This is a genomic window from Vibrio sp. 14N.309.X.WAT.E.F5, assembly GCF_030397615.1.
Lineage (GTDB): Bacteria > Pseudomonadota > Gammaproteobacteria > Enterobacterales > Vibrionaceae > Vibrio > Vibrio lentus.
Genome location: NZ_JAPNXR010000004.1, coordinates 282,046 through 298,994 on the forward strand (window position 1 = coordinate 282,046; position 16,949 = coordinate 298,994).

General features: G+C 44.1%; 9 protein-coding genes, 2 tRNA genes, 1 rRNA gene and 1 riboswitch. Of the genes, 6 read left to right on the forward strand and 6 right to left on the reverse strand.

The genetic code is table 11. The features are described 5' to 3' along the window. Nucleotides 1-60 precede the first annotated feature (60 nt). A complete protein-coding gene (locus OW495_RS07475; RefSeq protein WP_102281886.1) occupies nucleotides 61-618 on the reverse strand; it encodes a single-stranded DNA-binding protein in 558 nt (185 codons plus the stop codon). A gap of 278 nt (nucleotides 619-896) precedes the next feature. Here OW495_RS07475 and OW495_RS07480 point away from each other — a divergent pair, with 278 nt between their 5' ends. The 4 genes from OW495_RS07480 (at nucleotide 897) to OW495_RS07495 (ending at nucleotide 7,416) form a co-directional block, all read left to right on the forward strand. Beyond that, entirely contained in the window at nucleotides 897-1,544 is a 648-nt protein-coding gene (locus OW495_RS07480) for a LuxR C-terminal-related transcriptional regulator (protein ID WP_065105522.1), read from the forward strand. A gap of 158 nt (nucleotides 1,545-1,702) precedes the next feature. Further along, complete coding sequence (galU, locus tag OW495_RS07485) at nucleotides 1,703-2,575, forward strand: UTP--glucose-1-phosphate uridylyltransferase GalU (protein WP_102513569.1); 873 nt, start codon at nucleotides 1,703-1,705, stop codon at nucleotides 2,573-2,575. A 149-nt stretch (nucleotides 2,576-2,724) separates the two neighbouring features. Next, nucleotides 2,725-5,556: an excinuclease ABC subunit UvrA gene (gene uvrA, locus OW495_RS07490; RefSeq protein ID WP_102513570.1), complete on the forward strand. Its 2,832-nt coding sequence runs from the start codon at nucleotides 2,725-2,727 to the stop codon at nucleotides 5,554-5,556. Between the two features lie 96 nt (nucleotides 5,557-5,652). Continuing rightward, nucleotides 5,653-7,416: a PglL family O-oligosaccharyltransferase gene (locus OW495_RS07495; RefSeq protein ID WP_102513571.1), complete on the forward strand. Its 1,764-nt coding sequence runs from the start codon at nucleotides 5,653-5,655 to the stop codon at nucleotides 7,414-7,416. 101 nt (nucleotides 7,417-7,517) lie between these two features. Here the strand turns inward: OW495_RS07495 and OW495_RS07500 are convergent, their stop codons facing one another. Continuing rightward, entirely contained in the window at nucleotides 7,518-8,657 is a 1,140-nt protein-coding gene (locus tag OW495_RS07500) for an alanine--glyoxylate aminotransferase family protein (RefSeq protein ID WP_102513572.1), read from the reverse strand. Nucleotides 8,658-8,833: 176 nt separating this feature from the next. After that, a riboswitch (Lysine riboswitch) is annotated at nucleotides 8,834-9,011 on the forward strand. A 109-nt stretch (nucleotides 9,012-9,120) separates the two neighbouring features. On the opposite strand from OW495_RS07500, the gene lysC reads away from it, so the two are divergent. Further along, nucleotides 9,121-10,488 (forward strand): lysine-sensitive aspartokinase 3, encoded by a 1,368-nt coding sequence (gene lysC / locus OW495_RS07505; protein ID WP_102513573.1) that lies wholly within the window; start codon nucleotides 9,121-9,123, stop codon nucleotides 10,486-10,488. A 114-nt stretch (nucleotides 10,489-10,602) separates the two neighbouring features. On the opposite strand, the gene metH is transcribed toward lysC, so the two are convergent. Beyond that, on the reverse strand, nucleotides 10,603-14,280 hold the full coding sequence (gene metH, locus OW495_RS07510) for a methionine synthase (RefSeq protein ID WP_102513574.1): 3,678 nt from the start codon (nucleotides 14,278-14,280) through the stop codon (nucleotides 10,603-10,605). A 168-nt stretch (nucleotides 14,281-14,448) separates the two neighbouring features. Here metH and OW495_RS07515 point away from each other — a divergent pair, with 168 nt between their 5' ends. Next, the gene (locus OW495_RS07515) at nucleotides 14,449-15,729 is read left to right on the forward strand and encodes a sodium:proton antiporter (RefSeq protein WP_102513575.1); all 1,281 of its coding nucleotides are present in this window, start codon (nucleotides 14,449-14,451) and stop codon (nucleotides 15,727-15,729) included. A 723-nt stretch (nucleotides 15,730-16,452) separates the two neighbouring features. Here the strand turns inward: OW495_RS07515 and OW495_RS07520 are convergent. The 3 genes from OW495_RS07520 to rrf form a co-directional block, all read right to left on the reverse strand. Next, nucleotides 16,453-16,529: transfer RNA gene (locus OW495_RS07520), tRNA-Trp, on the reverse strand. A 35-nt stretch (nucleotides 16,530-16,564) separates the two neighbouring features. Continuing rightward, nucleotides 16,565-16,641, reverse strand: a tRNA-Asp gene (locus tag OW495_RS07525). Between the two features lie 67 nt (nucleotides 16,642-16,708). After that, nucleotides 16,709-16,824, reverse strand: a 5S ribosomal RNA gene (gene rrf / locus OW495_RS07530). Nucleotides 16,825-16,949: the final 125 nt, after the last annotated feature.

Below are 16,949 nucleotides of genomic sequence, written 5' to 3' on the forward strand. Positions count from 1 at the left end.
CGCGATAAACGCGGCTTTTTCCAATTTAATACTGTCTTTATAATATATTAAAAACAGGGCTTAAAATGGGATGTCATCATCAAAATCCATCGGTGGCTCATTATATTGAGGTTGAGCCTGTTGTGGAGCTTGTTGAGGTGCTTTTGGCTGCTGTTGAGCTGGAGCACTGTATTGCTGCTGCTGTTGTGGCTGCTGTGGCTGACCCCAACCACCTTGCTGTTGGTTGTTGTTACCCATACCGCCTTGAGCAGGAGCACCACCTTGAGCACGGCCACCAAGCATTTGCATTACACCGTTGAAGCCTTGAACAACCACTTCTGTCGTGTAACGGTCTTGACCGCTTTGATCTTGCCATTTACGAGTTTGAAGTTGACCTTCAATGTAAACTTGAGAACCTTTACGTAGGTACTCACCAGCAACTTCCGCCAGCTTGCCAAACAGAGCAACACGGTGCCATTCTGTTTTTTCACGCTGTTCGCCAGTTGCTTTGTCACGCCATGACTCTGACGTTGCAATGGTAATGTTCGCTACTGCGCCGCCATTTGGCATGTAACGAATTTCAGGGTCATTACCTAGGTTACCCACTAATATAACTTTATTAACTCCACGGCTAGCCATGATTTGCTCCGTCTAAATTCATAGTCTCAGAAAATTTTAGCGCACAAGAATAGCATGCTTTTCTACAGTGATAAATCGCATTCCTATTCTCGCCTCACTACAAAGAATAAAAACGTAACAAATCATGATATTCAGATCGATGTTGCTTTTTTCTCCACTTACAAACCTCTCATTTACTTTCCAAGTTGATATTCAACGCAAGTCACAAGAAACGCTCTAGAGAAGCGAAAGCATGCATGACAACGTGAAATCTCATCCCAGTTCAACAAGGAGTTTCAATGAGAAAATCTCGATATGCTCGCACGTTACATTTTATCTGTATCGATCCGAGTAACACCTATTTACATGTAAAAGAGATAGAAAAGTTTTTGTCTCTAACCCTTTTCAAGATGACACCAGATGATCTGATGTTATTTGACCGAAAGCAGAGCAACCGAATTTTGCTCGTTGATTACAAAGAGGTACCTCAATTAACGAACCTTCATCCAAATCTACCCGTAATGTGGAAAAATCATGAGATCATTCTATTCAATGTCCCCAAGGCACTGCCTACCTCGGAGCTGATTACGTTTGGCGTATTAAAAGGTCTGTTTTACAACACTGAAGAGAAGGCCAAAATAGCGAAGGGACTTGAAGAGGTGATCAATGGAGACAATTGGCTACCTAGAAAAGTGGCAAGCCAATTGTTGTTCTACTATCGAAACATCGTGAGCACCAATACAACCCCCACTAATGTCGACTTAACCATTAGAGAGCTGCAAGTCATTCGTTGCCTTCAATCTGGCTCATCAAACACTCAAATAGCCGATGATTTGTTTATTAGCGAATTCACGGTTAAATCTCACCTTTATCAGATATTCCGTAAATTGGCCGTTAAAAATAGAGTCCAAGCCATCGCATGGGCCAACCAGAACTTGCTTGCATAATTGATCAGCCTCTTAAACTGACGATAATTTTGAGGAAAACTCTAGTGAACCATACGGATTGTTGCTGAATTTTTGCCATTACTTATGCTAGAGTTGCCCTCAGAAAATATCAACCACTCCGGTTGAATCCATAATTATTATAGATAAAGGGTCTTATCATGATCAAAAAGTGCCTTTTCCCGGCAGCTGGCTACGGTACTCGCTTCTTACCTGCAACCAAGTCAATGCCGAAAGAAATGATGCCCGTTGTAAACAAACCTCTAATTGAATACGGCGTTGAAGAAGCAATTGAAGCCGGCATGGATGGAATGTGCATCGTGACTGGCCGTGGTAAGCATTCATTGATGGACCACTTTGATAAGAACTACGAGCTTGAGCACCAGATCAGCGGCACCAATAAAGAAGATTTGCTGATCAATATTCGTGAGACAATTGAAGCAGCAAACTTCACCTACATTCGTCAACGCGAAATGAAAGGTCTAGGCCATGCTATCTTGACTGGTCGTGAGCTTGTGGGTGATGAACCTTTTGCCGTTGTGCTTGCTGATGACCTTTGTGTGAACGAACAGCAAGGCGTACTGGCTCAAATGGTTGCGCTATACAAACAGTTCCGTTGCTCAATCGTTGCAGTGCAAGAAGTGCCTGAAAACGAAACGCACAAATACGGTGTTATCTCGGGCGAGATGATCAAAGATGATCTTTTCCGTGTCGATGACATGGTAGAAAAGCCAGAACCAGGTACTGCCCCAAGCAATCTAGCGATCATTGGTCGTTACATTCTGACTCCAGATATCTTTGAGCTTATTGAGCAGACTGAACCAGGTAAAGGCGGTGAAATCCAAATCACTGATGCATTGCTAAAACAAGCAAAAGCAGGCTGTGTATTGGCTTACAAATTTAAAGGCCAGCGTTTTGACTGCGGTAGCGTAGAAGGCTACATCGAAGCGACAAACTACTGCTTTGAAAACCTATACAAGAAAGACCAACAGCAAATCGAGCTAGGTAAACACTCGACAAAGAAAGAAGCATAACGACGGGTTAGTAGTCAACGTTACTGATTGTAGAAAGGGCGACTCTTTGAGTCGCCCTTTTTGTTTACTGTTTTTTTATCCAGTAAAACTTTGCACAAATCTCACTCTATGTAATACTTTAGCCACTTAAAATTACATGGTCTGTTGAGATGGATAAAATAGAAATTAGAGGCGCTCGTACGCATAACCTCAAAGACATTAACCTAACCATACCTCGTGATAAGCTGACAGTTATCACCGGCTTATCAGGTTCAGGAAAGTCGTCACTTGCGTTTGATACCCTCTACGCAGAAGGTCAACGTCGTTATGTTGAGTCTTTGTCGGCCTACGCTCGTCAATTTCTATCTCTCATGGAAAAACCCGATGTCGACCACATCGAAGGTTTATCTCCAGCCATCTCCATCGAACAGAAATCAACTTCTCACAATCCTCGTTCAACTGTTGGCACCATCACTGAAGTCTATGATTACCTAAGACTACTTTATGCTCGTGTCGGTGAACCGCGCTGCCCTGATCACAATACCCCTCTTGCAGCACAAACCATCAGTCAAATGGTCGATAAAGTCTTAGAACTGCCTGCTGGTTCAAAGATGATGCTGTTGGCTCCGATAGTCAAAGAACGTAAAGGTGAGCACGTTAAAACGCTTGAGAACCTAGCGGCTCAAGGCTTTATCCGTGCTCGTATTGATGGCGAGACCTGTGATTTGTCCGATCCACCCACATTGGAGCTGCACAAGAAGCACACCATCGAAGTCGTCGTTGACCGCTTTAAGGTTCGCCCAGATCTTCAACAGCGTTTAGCTGAATCGTTTGAGACAACATTAGAGCTCTCTGGCGGTATCGCTGTAGTCGGTTGGATGGATGATACAAAACAAGAAGAGATAGTGTTCTCTGCAAACTTCGCTTGTCCAAAATGTGGTTACAGCATGCAGGAACTTGAGCCTCGTCTGTTTTCATTCAACAACCCAGCAGGGGCGTGTGGTACGTGTGATGGTCTTGGCGTTCAACAGTATTTCGATCCAAGTCGAGTGATCTTGGATGAGAACCTAAGTATTGCTGAAGGTGCGATTAAAGGCTGGGATCAGAAAAATTATTACTATTTTCAGATGCTAACGTCGTTATCAGACCATTATGGTTTTGACCTCTATGCGCCATTTAACTCTCTACCAAAGAAAACTCAAGAGATCATCCTCAAGGGCTCTGGTAGAACTGAAGTTGAATTCAAATACATCAATGATCGTGGTGATATCCGAGTAAAACGCCACCCCTTTGAAGGCATTTTAAATACGTTAGAACGCCGTTACCGCGACACTGAATCTAGCGCGGTGCGTGAAGATCTTGCCAAGTACATATCAACGAAATCATGTTCTAGCTGTGATGGTACGCGCTTAAGATTAGAAGCTCGAAATGTCTTTATTGGCGATACCACACTGCCAGAAATCGTTCAGCTCAGTATTGCTGATGCACTAGAGTTTTTCCAAAACTTATCGCTTAGCGGCCAGCGTGGGCAAATCGCTGATAAAGTGATGAAAGAGATCAATGATCGTCTGCACTTCTTGGTGAACGTGGGTTTGAATTATCTGAACTTATCACGCAGTGCAGAAACACTGTCTGGTGGTGAAGCGCAAAGAATTCGTCTCGCAAGTCAAATTGGTGCCGGTTTAGTTGGCGTTATGTATGTGCTGGATGAGCCATCGATTGGCCTCCACCAGCGTGATAATGAACGTCTACTGCAAACTCTGGTTCACCTAAGAGATTTAGGAAATACCGTGCTTGTTGTTGAGCATGACGAAGATGCAATTCGTTGCGCTGACCATGTTATCGATATCGGCCCTGGGGCTGGTGTTCATGGTGGTCATGTGGTCGCTGAAGGCACCATGCAAGACATCATCGAAAACCCGAATTCTTTAACTGGGCAATACCTGAGCGGCGCCAAAGAAATTGTGGTACCAAAACAAAGAACGCCTATCAACAAGAAAAAGGTCGTCGAGATCGTTGGCGCGACAGGAAATAACCTAAAGAATGTCACTGCGACGATCCCTGTAGGCTTGTTCAGCTGTATTACGGGTGTATCGGGGTCAGGAAAATCTACACTAATTAATGACACCTTCTTTAAAGTCGCTCACACTCAATTAAACGGTGCAACCACTGCAGTTCCGGCGCAGCACAAAAAGATAAAAGGCTTAGAGCATTTCGACAAAGTGATCGATATTGACCAAAGCCCCATCGGTCGTACACCAAGATCAAACCCTGCAACCTACACTGGTATTTTTACTCCAATTCGAGAGTTATTTGCAGGTACACAAGAATCACGATCTCGTGGCTACAAGCCAGGTCGATTCAGTTTCAACGTTCGTGGTGGTCGCTGTGAAGCGTGTCAGGGAGACGGTGTCATCAAAGTAGAGATGCATTTCTTGCCAGATGTGTATGTACCGTGTGATGTGTGTAAAGGTAAGCGTTATAACCGTGAGACTCTAGAGGTCCGCTACAAGGGTAAAACCATTGACGAAGTTCTAGAGATGACTGTCGAAGATGCTCGTGAATACTTCAACCCGGTACCCGTTATCGCTCGTAAGCTGCAAACATTAATGGATGTTGGCCTTTCCTACATTCGCCTCGGACAAGCAGCGACAACCTTGTCTGGCGGTGAAGCTCAACGTGTTAAGTTGGCAAGAGAGTTGTCTAAACGAGACACGGGGAAAACCTTATACATCCTCGATGAGCCAACAACAGGCCTGCATTTCCACGATATCCAGCAACTGTTAACGGTACTGCATAGATTACGTGATCACGGTAATACGGTTGTCGTGATTGAGCATAACCTAGACGTCGTCAAAACAGCGGACTGGATCCTAGATCTTGGCCCTGAAGGTGGTCAAGGAGGCGGTGAAATTGTTGCAGAAGGTACACCTGAAGATGTGGCGTTAGTCGAAGGTTCGCACACTGCTCGCTTCCTTAAGCCTATGTTAAATTTGAAGTAGGTGTAAAATAGCTCCCTGCGAGCAGACAGAAAAATGTTAAAGTAACAGAGCTTGTTTCAGAAGGAACAAGCTCTGTTTTTATAAGGTTAGGGATTTATGGCAACAATACATACTAGCGGTACCCAGCTAGAAAATCAGAGAACTCAGCTTCCGCTTAACAAGGCATTCCTTGCCTCTTTAGCTGTTGTATTCTTATTAGCCATGCATTTTTTCATGCCCAATCCTGGAGGCTCAGGCCTCGCTTTATCCTTTAATCCAACCACTTGGTTAGCTCTTAGCTTTACGTTGGCGATTGGCTTCTACCAGCTTGCCACTAACCGAGCACTCAAATATTCAAAGTTAACCGTTGGCTTACTAATAAGTTGCGTGATACTGACGCTGCCCATTCTTTACAGCAACACCTCTCCTCAAGCCGCATCAGGCCGACTACTGGGATTGTGGGCGGGCTTCGCTTTATTCGTGGTGCTTCAGCAATTTAAATTCAGTAACAAACACAAACAACGCATGTTGTGGTTCATTGTTCTTGCCGTCGTCCTACAAGCACTTTTTGGCTATGTGCAATATTTCTTACTCGAACCTGACAACCTATTTGGTTACAACACTGCGGCCAATAGACCTTATGGGATATTCCAACAACCGAATGTTATGGCAAGCTTTCTAGCTACAGGTTTTGTGCTTTCAGCGTATCTTTTAGCAAGACAGCCCGCTAAATATAATCACAAAATTAGCGAGTCGTTCTTACTATACCTGACACCAACCTTAACCGTACCTTTGCTGATCATCATTGCATCACGTACAGGATGGTTGGCTGCCGTAATCGGGTTTGTCTGCATTCTGCCTTACCTTTACAAGTTCTCGACCAAGAAACGCTTCTACGGATGGTGCGCATCAGTGGTAGTCGGTATCGTCGTCGCTTTTTCGGTGATCAGCCTCAGCGCAACTGATAGTTTCGCCAGTAAAAAAGCAAACTTAGAGAGTCCACGAGCTTATACCTTTCCACAAGCGCTCGATATGATGATCGAAAAGCCATTTACCGGTTATGGCTACGGAAAGTTCGAATCCGAATACACGCTATACACGGCTCGCCAACATCAACTTAACTCAAATTATCATCCCGGCCTTCCTTCAATGGATCATCCGCACAATGAGTTCCTGTTTTGGGGAGTAGAGGGTGGAATTGTACCAATTATCGGTATCTTGATTGCTGCGTTCTTAGTAATGTCGCGCATAGCAAGCTCAGCAAAGGGGACACGTCTAGCACTACTTGCGCTATTTATACCGATACTCTTACATTCTCAGCTCGAGTACCCTTTTTACCACTCAGCGATTCACTGGATAACCTTTATCATTTTGATTTACTGGGTCGATCAACGAGCTTCTCGTCACTACCAACAGCCATTTAGTATCATCAGTAAAACCCTATTTAGAGTATCGAGCTTAGTCGTCCCTATCTTGGTCAGTTTTTATATGTTGAGTGCCTTACACACCAATTATGTCCTGACTCAATTTGAACTTTCTAAACCCAGAAACCCGGACATTCTTAAGCAGGTAACGAACCCCGTAGTATGGAAAGATCGCTATGATTGGGACGTATACAGCACCTATCTAAATATCGGCCTCTACAAAGCTGATCCTAGCTTGATCCAACCTTATATAGATTGGTCGTTAGAGATCATAAAACGTAAGCCAAGGCCTGCTTTCTACAGCAACCTGATTCTTGCATATCAAGGGTTGGGCGATCACAGTAAAGCCGAACAAATTCGTAGTGAAGCGAGCTTCTTGTTCCCAAATAGAGACTTTTCCAAGGTCCAGTATAAGAAGATATCCGAAGCAGAAAACAACATTTCTTCAGCTAAATGATGCCAAGGAATCTAGTATTCATTCACTATATTGACATGATCTAGATACAAAAAGCGCACGATCTCTCGTGCGCTTTTCTTTTAAACTTCAGTTTATTGCCGTTATTTTAAAACGTCTTGTAACGCTTTTAAGCACAAAGCGACATTCTCTTTTCGAGCGCCATACCCCATTAAACCAATACGCCAAGCCTTCCCAGCTAAAGAGCCAAGGCCAGCACCAATTTCAAGATTATACTCTTCTAACAGCTGCGTTCTTATTTTGGCTTCATCAATCCCTTCAGGGAAGTAAAGCGCATTCAATTGAGGTAAGCGACTCTCTTCATCAACCACAAATTTTAATCCCAAAGCTTCTACGCCAGCTTTCAGTTCTTGGTGCATCGCGTAGTGACGTGACCAAGCGTTGTCTAGACCTTCATTTTTCAACAAAACCAACGACTCATGCAGAGCATATAAGCTGTTCACGGGCGCCGTGTGGTGGTAACTACGCTTACCTTCTCCACTCCAATAACCTAATACCAAGCTCTGATCTAGGAACCAGCTTTGTACTGGTGATTGACGCGCCTTCATCTTCTCAACTGCACGTTGAGAGAAAGTCACTGGAGACAGTCCAGGAACGCAAGATAGACACTTTTGACTGCCTGAATAAACCGCATCGAGTTGCCATTCATCAACCAACAATGGCACACCACCTAATGATGTCACCGCATCCACAATCGATAATGCATCAAATTGACGAGCGACTGCGGAAATCGCTTGAGCATCCGATAACGCGCCAGTAGACGTTTCTGCATGCACAAATGCGACAGCAACAGCATCAGGGTTTTCTGCCAATGCCTTTTCTACCTTTTCCACAGAGACGGGTTTGCCCCATTCGTCATCAACAAGGATCGCTTCACCACCACAACGCACAACATTTTCTCGCATACGTTCACCGAAAACACCGTTGCGACAAACAATCACCTTCTCGCCAGACTCAATCAAGTTAACAAAACAGGTTTCCATCCCCGCACTACCTGGAGCAGAAACAGCAATCGTAAATTCATTCTCTGTTTGGAAGGCATACTTAAGAAGTTGTTTCAGTTCATCCATCATCGCGATAAATAACGGGTCGAGGTGACCAATAGTTGGACGGCTCAAGGCCTGTAGAACTTGAGGAGAAATGTCTGAAGGCCCCGGCCCCATTAACGTTCGGTGCGGTGGATAAAAGCTATCGATAGCAGTAGTGAGTGTTAAATTAGACATGTACATCCCTTACGTTAATGTTGTGAACAATCCACCCTAAAGCAAATTGATTACCTCAGCAATTAGCCATAAGTATTGAGGTCACACCAGTGTCACATAATTGTTAAAATTATTTTTTAAATATCTCTAGTTACGGATTGACATTGTTACCGCAAACACGTTCAATGAAATGGCTATCTAGCAGAAGAGGAGCACTGCCCAGGCAGGTGTTTTGTGGAACCGCATTTCCAATACAAAACATTAAGGGGGAGCAGTGCCGAGATAATAAAAGGATGCAGGACCTTTATTATCGGTTGAGCGGGCTGAATCCCGGCAACTGTCGCCATTTCTATATGGTGAGGAGCTTCTGAGGTTACTATTCTAATAATTCCTCTCTTTTTGCTCTAAATACTCTCTTCGAAAAACATCGGACGTTGGATTACCCAACCGTAATTTTATTTTAGGAAGTCGTGGGAGATATATCGTGAGTGCATCTAATGTAGCTGGTTCTTTTAATGTCGCTAAGTTTGGTGGAACAAGTGTTGCCAACTTTGAAGCAATGAGCCGTTGTGCTGCCATTATTGAAAATAACTCGAATACGAAACTGGTCGTGAGCAGCGCGTGCTCAGGCGTTACTAACCTGCTTGTTGAACTCGCGAATGGTGTTCAAGATAAAACTCGTCGCCAAGAACTAGTGACACAGTTAACCGACATTCATAATACGATTCTTGCTCAGTTAGCCGATCCGATCCGTATCGAGAAAGAGGTTCATAGCATTCTCGATGATATTGCGAGTGCAGCCGAAGCAGCGTCGTTCCAAGTAAGCACAAAACTGACTGACCACCTTGTCGCATGTGGCGAACTGATGTCGACGCATATCCTCGCTCAAATCATTCGCGAACGTGGTACACCAGCGATTCGTTTTGATATCAGAGAAGTGATGCGCACCAATGATGATTTCGGTAAAGCAGAACCACAACTGGAAGATATTGCAGCCCTTGCACAGCAGAAACTGATTCCACTTTGCGAAGAACAAGTTGTCGTTACTCAAGGTTTTATCGGTGCCGATAGCGAAGGTAACACCACAACATTAGGTCGTGGTGGCAGTGATTATTCAGCTGCACTGATTGCTGAGTCGGTGCAAGCGATTGGCTTAGAAATTTGGACGGATGTTCCGGGGATCTACACCACAGATCCACGCATCGCACCGAAAGCTTCTCCAATCCCAGAGATCAGCTTCAGCGAAGCCTCTGAGATGGCAAACTTTGGCGCAAAGATATTACACCCTTCGACTCTGGTTCCTGCCCTACGCCATCAAATCCCGGTTTTTGTCGGCTCATCAAAAGCGCCAGAGCTTGGTGGCACATGGATTCGTCAACAAGTTGAAAGCTCCCCTCTATTTAGAGCGCTTGCCCTACGCTGCAACCAAACCATGGTTACGCTACGTAGCGCTAATATGTTCCATGCTTATGGCTTCCTAGCAAAAGTGTTCGAGATCCTGGCTAAACATAAGATCTCTGTCGATCTTATCACTACCTCAGAGATCAGTGTCTCACTGACTCTCGATCAAACAGATACCTCTGGTGGTGCTCCTGAATTACCTGAAGCCGCTCGCCTTGAGCTTGAAGAATTGTGCTCCGTAGATATTGAGCACGACCTATGCCTTGTTGCTCTTATTGGTAACAACATGAGCGAAAGCAAAGGCTATGCAAAGCAGGTATTCGGCACTCTAGAAGATTTCAACCTACGTATGATTTGTTACGGAGCAAGCCCGCACAACCTATGCTTCTTGCTAGATGAATCTGTGTCTAAGTTGGCGATTCAAAAACTTCATCAAGAGTTATTTGAGTAGATAGTCGTTTATCATCGACAGATAAATAACTAAATTACAGATACAAAAAGGGTTGCTCTTGAGCAACCCTTTCTCTTTTTTACGTTACGAGTCAAAGCTCGTCATAGATTCAAACTAGTTAATGTTTGGACCTAACCACTTCTCAGCTTCCAACATATCCCAACCTTTACGGTCGGCATAGCTATCCACTTGATCTTGTTGAATCTGTGCAATTGCAAAATATCTAGCATCAGGATGTGAGAAATACATACCAGACACTGAAGCACCAGGCCACATTGCGTAACTCGTGGTTAGTGACATGTCGATTGCTTTTTCAACGTCCATCAACTCCCACAACGTGCCTTTCTCTGTATGTTCTGGGCAAGCAGGGTAACCCGGAGCTGGACGAATACCTTGGTACTTTTCTCGAATCAAATCGTCATTCGACAAGTCCTCATCCGGCGAGTAGCCCCAAATGTCCTTTCTCACTTCTTTATGCAAGTATTCAGCAAACGCTTCGGCCAATCGATCAGCAACCGCCTGAATCATAATCGCGTTGTAGTCATCACCGTTGGCTTTGTATTCATCAGCAAGCTCTCGCTCACCGATACCACCAGTCACCGCAAAGCCACCAATCCAGTCCGCTTTACCGCTATCTTTCGGTGCAATGTAATCAGACAAACAGTAGTTAAAACCTTTTGGCTTCTCGGTTTGTTGACGAAGGTTGTGCAAAACCTTTAGCACTTCAGTACGAGATTCATCGGTATACACTTCAATATCATCGCCAACGCTGTTGGCAGGGAACATGGCACACATCCCACGGGCTTCAAGTAACTTCTCTTTCTGCACTCGATCCAATAAATCATTCGCATCTTTGAATAAACGCTTCGCTTCCTCGCCCACTTCTTCATGATTAAGAATTGCAGGGTATTTACCGACCAATGACCATGTCATAAAGAATGGAGTCCAGTCGATGTACTGACGCAAAGTAGCCACATCAAAGTCCTTGAAGATGTGTACTCCGAGTTTAGCGGGTGCAGGGGGAGTATACGCATTCCAATCGATAGCAACTTTATTGGCACGCGCTCTCTCTAGCGAGACTGGCTTAGTCCGTGGTTTTTTACGATTGTGCTGATCTCGCACACGGTCGTAATCAATATCCAACTTCTCAACAAATGCGGGCTTCAATTCGTTAGATAGCAATGAGGTACATACACCCACCGCACGTGAAGCATTGTTTACGTAGACCACAGGCTCAGAGTAGTTCTGTTCAATCTTAACGGCTGTATGCGCTTTGGATGTGGTTGCTCCACCGATCAGAAGAGGCAGTTTGAAGCCTTGTCTCTCCATCTCTTTAGCCACATGCACCATCTCATCAAGAGAAGGAGTAATTAGCCCGGATAAGCCTATAATGTCGACGTTCTCTTCTTTAGCGACCTTAAGGATTTTTTCACATGAAACCATCACGCCTAAATCGATAATTTCGTAGTTATTACACTGCAAGACAACGCCTACAATGTTTTTACCGATATCGTGAACATCACCTTTTACGGTCGCAAGTAAGATTTTTCCGTTAGTCGCACCAACATCTTTGGTTGCATTAATAAATGGTTCTAGATGGGCTACTGCTTGCTTCATAACACGTGCAGATTTCACTACTTGAGGAAGGAACATCTTACCTTCACCAAAGAGGTCACCAACCACGTTCATGCCATCCATTAATGGGCCTTCAATCACCTCTATAGGGCGAGAAGCATTAACACGAGCTTCTTCTGTATCTTCAACAATAAAGTCGGTAATACCTTTCACTAAAGAATGTTCTAAACGCTTTTCTACTGGCCAAGTACGCCACTCTAAAGCAGATTTATCTTCAACTTTTCCCACTGCACGCTCTAGGTATTCAGTCGCGATATCTAGCAAGCGCTCAGTGGAATCATCTCGGCGGTTTAGAACCACATCTTCAACGGCTTCACGTAAATCCTCTGGGACATTATCGTAAATCTCTAATTGCCCAGCATTTACGATGCCCATATCCATACCGTTTTTAAAACAGTGATATAGGAATACTGCGTGGATTGCCTCACGAACGTAGTTATTACCTCGGAATGAGAACGAAACATTCGATACACCACCAGAGATCATCGCATGAGGGAGATCACGTTTGATATCTCCTACTGCTTCAATGAAATCGACCGCATAATTGTTATGCTCATCAATACCCGTCGCCACAGCAAAAATGTTCGGGTCAAAAATAATATCTTCAGGTGGGAAGCCCACTTCATCAACCAGAATATTGTAGGCATTAGTACAAATCTCAACCTTACGCTCTCGAGTATCAGCTTGGCCAACTTCATCGAACGCCATCACGATAACGGCTGCACCATATCGGCGAACCAGTTTAGCTTGTTCGACAAACTTCTCTTTCCCTTCTTTCAATGAGATAGAGTTAACGATGCCTTTACCCTGAATACATTTCAGACCCGCTTCAATAACTTCCCATTTTGAAGAGTCGACCATGACTGGCACTTTCGAGATCTCAGGCTCAGATGCACATAGATTAAGGAATTTAACCATACACGCCTCAGCGTCTAGCATTCCTTCATCCATGTTAATATCGATAATTTGAGCGCCGTTCTCAACTTGCTCTCGAGCCACACTCAAAGCTTCATCATATAGCTCTTCTTTGATAAGGCGCTTAAAGCGAGCAGAGCCCGTAACGTTAGTACGTTCTCCCACGTTAACAAACAGAGATTCCTTAGAAATCGTCAATGGTTCTAGACCAGATAGACGGCAAGAGACGGGTAAATCTGGTAGTTGGCGCGGTGTTACACCCTCAACAGCTTCTGCCATTTGGCGTATATGTTCTGGCGTCGTACCACAACAACCACCAATTAAGTTCAAGAAACCACTTTCAGCCCATTCCTTGACGTGTTCAGCCATATCTTCGGGAGACAGGTCATACTCACCAAATGCGTTAGGTAAACCCGCGTTAGGGTGTGCAGAAACATGACATTCGGAGATACGAGACATCTCACCGACATATTCGCGCAATTCATCTGGGCCTAATGCACAGTTCAAACCGAACGAGATTGGTTTTACATGACGAAGAGCGTTGTAGAATGCTTCCGTCGTTTGTCCGGAAAGCGTTCGACCAGATGCATCGGTGATAGTACCTGAGATCATAACTGGTAAAGTGATACCCATTTCTTCAAAGACTGATTCAACAGCAAAAGAGCACGCCTTCGCGTTAAGTGTATCGAAGATAGTCTCGATAAGAATCAGGTCTGAGCCGCCTTTGATAAGAGCACGAGTCGACTCAGAATACGCCACTACAAGTTCATCAAAGCTCACATTACGATAGCCCGGGTCATTAACATCTGGGGAGAGAGAACAAGTTCGGTTAGTTGGACCTAAAACACCCGCCACGAAACGAGGTTTCTCTGGCGTCTTCGCTGTCCATTCATCTGCCGCTTCTCGAGCCAGTTTAGCAGCAGCATAGTTAATTTCTTCGCTAAGACTTTCCATATCATAGTCGGCCATAGCAATGGTTGTTGCATTAAAGGTATTGGTTTCGAGGATATCTGCACCCGCTTCCAAATACTCCGTGTGGATACCTTTGATAAGCTTAGGTTGTGTAAGTACCAAAAGGTCATTGTTACCTTTTAAGTCACAATGCCAATCAGCAAAGCGCTCACCACGATAGTCCTGCTCTTCCAATTTATAATCCTGAATCATGGTACCCATGCCACCATCAATCAGTAAAATTCGTTGCTTTAACAGAGCCTCAATCTTTTGCCTTACATTACTTCCCACGGTACAGCCTCATTCCTTTAATTATCCCTCCATCCTATCACACATTAAAAAGGAGTCTAGACGTCTAAAAAAGGAAATTGATTACTAAGCTATGACAAAAAGTGTTTGCTATTTAAGCATGAGACAACGAAAATTAATTTCCATACTTTGTTACATATTGGAATCCCAATGTCGGTCTATTACACCTTATGCTTCTTGTCCGCTGCAGCCATGCTTATTGCTTTCGTGAATACCAAAATTGGTAAAATGCAGACAACCATCGCCATTACAGCTGGCTCAATGATGCTATCTCTATTGATTATCATTGCGGGACAAAACAATTGGTTTCAATTGGCAGACATCGCCTCAGAGACCGTTGCCAGTATTAACTTTGAAGACTTCCTCCTGAAAGGAATATTAGGTTTCTTACTCTTCGCGGGCGGCTTGGGGATTAAACTACCAAACTTAAAAGATCAGAAGTGGGAAATAACTGTACTAGCATTAGGTGCAACACTGTTTTCAACCTTCTTTATTGGGTTTGTGCTCTATGGGTTTTGTCAATTTATCGGCATTCAATTTGACCTGATTTATTGCTTACTGTTTGGGTCTCTAATATCTCCAACCGATCCAATTGCCGTGTTAGCAATAGTAAAAAAACTCGATGCTCCCAGACGAATCTCTACTCAAATCGAAGGAGAATCTCTATTCAACGATGGTTTTGGCCTAGTCATCTTCGTAACACTCTTTACCATTGCATTCGGAACAGAGGCTCCTACAGTTGGTAGTGTGACAATGTTGTTTGTCCAAGAGGCGATTGGCGGCATCGTCTACGGTTTTGTTTTAGGTCTGATATTCCACTACCTAATCAGCAATACCGATGATCACTCTATGGAGTTGCTATTAACCATCGGCATCCCAACTGCTGGTTATGCGTTTGCTGAAGTTCTACATGTATCAGGACCATTAGCGATGGTGGTATCAGGTATCATGATTGGTAACTGGACTCGCTTTATTGGATTCTCGAAAGAGAGTGAAGATCACCTAGATCACTTTTGGGAATTAATCGATGAGTTCTTAAACGGCGTATTGTTCTTATTAATCGGTATGTCGATGCTGTTATTCAAATTCCACCAAGAAGACTGGATCCTAATGGCATTCGCTGTTCCTCTAGTACTAAGCGCTCGCTACCTAAGCGTGTTCTTGTCTTATATTGGATTTAAACGTTTTAGAACTTACAACCCATGGTCAATCAAGATCCTGACTTGGGGCGGTTTGCGTGGTGGTCTAGCTCTAGCAATGGCTCTTTCAATACCTTCAGGCATTTGGGTTATTGAAGACAAGTCAATCGATGTTAAAGAGATTATCCTTGTCATGACATACGCTGTTGTTGTGTTCTCAATCTTAGTTCAAGGTTCGACAATTACTCCAATGATAGAGAAAGCGAAACAAGCTGAGAAGGAATTGGATTAACACCGAAAAATATAAATGAAGGTCGCTTAGTATAAGCGGCCTTTTTTGTATCAGTGTCCATCAACAAGCACGCCTCTCTAGCCTACAAGTTGCTCCCTTATCTCTGACCACTACTTTAGTCATGATTGCTATCTGCAATCACGACTCTTTGTCGTACCTAACGCTTCCAAACAGACCAACAAGCAACCACCAGTTTGAGTACATTCGAGCGAAGATAAACACAAAGCATTTACGGAAATAAATTAAGTAAAGATACATGGCCTTCTTTTAAAGTGAAGTATTGAAAGCATAATAAAGTGTAGAAAGAGAACCACGATCGAAGAGGAATTGTAATTAGAGTTAAAGCTTCGCACACCAATGTTCTAGAACCGAAACTTCTCTATAGAACATCTGATGCAGTAGCAAGAAAGGTCTAGTCTTTCTACCGGGGCGTGCAGTCTAGATCCTTAAATATGCCAGAGGAGGACTGAGTCGGCACTCCGGAGATTCAACCAGACTGGTAAGTTAGGAGGACGCCTAGTTCTCCCAACATTGCTTCGAAGAAGCAACAGACGTAAAAAATCCCTAGCATTTCTGCTGAGGCTTTGTATGTGGCAGGAGTAGAGGTTTAGACTCCCAACACGCGCTATTTTGGTAAGCCGGAGAATCCGCTGCTTTGCTAATGGCGTATAATTAGCTTCAGAAAGCAAAAAGGCTCTAGCATTTCTGCTAGAGCCTTAAATATGGCAGGGGTGGAGAGATTCGAACTCCCAACACGCGGATTTGGAATCCGCTGCTCTGCCAATTGGAGCTACACCCCTATTTTCAGTTTTAAAGAGCTGAAACTCTGAATAAGTGGCGGAGTGGACGGGACTCGAACCCGCGACCCCCGGCGTGACAGGCCGGTATTCTAACCAACTGAACTACCACTCCGCAGTGGTCAACTCACTAAGTGAGCGTCCATATCTCCAGGTTGGTCAACCTAAAGATTTAATTTAAAGCCTGGCGATGTCCTACTCTCACATGGGGAAACCCCACACTACCATCGGCGCTATTGTGTTTCACTTCTGAGTTCGGCATGGAATCAGGTGGGTCCACAATGCTATGGTCGCCAAGCAAATTTTAAAATTCGGAAAACTGATTTAAAAGTCTATCTCTTCAAACTCATTCAAGGTCTGGTCTTTCTTTGAGTCCACAAAACCCCTTGGGTGTTGTATGGTTAAGCCTCACGGGCAATTAGT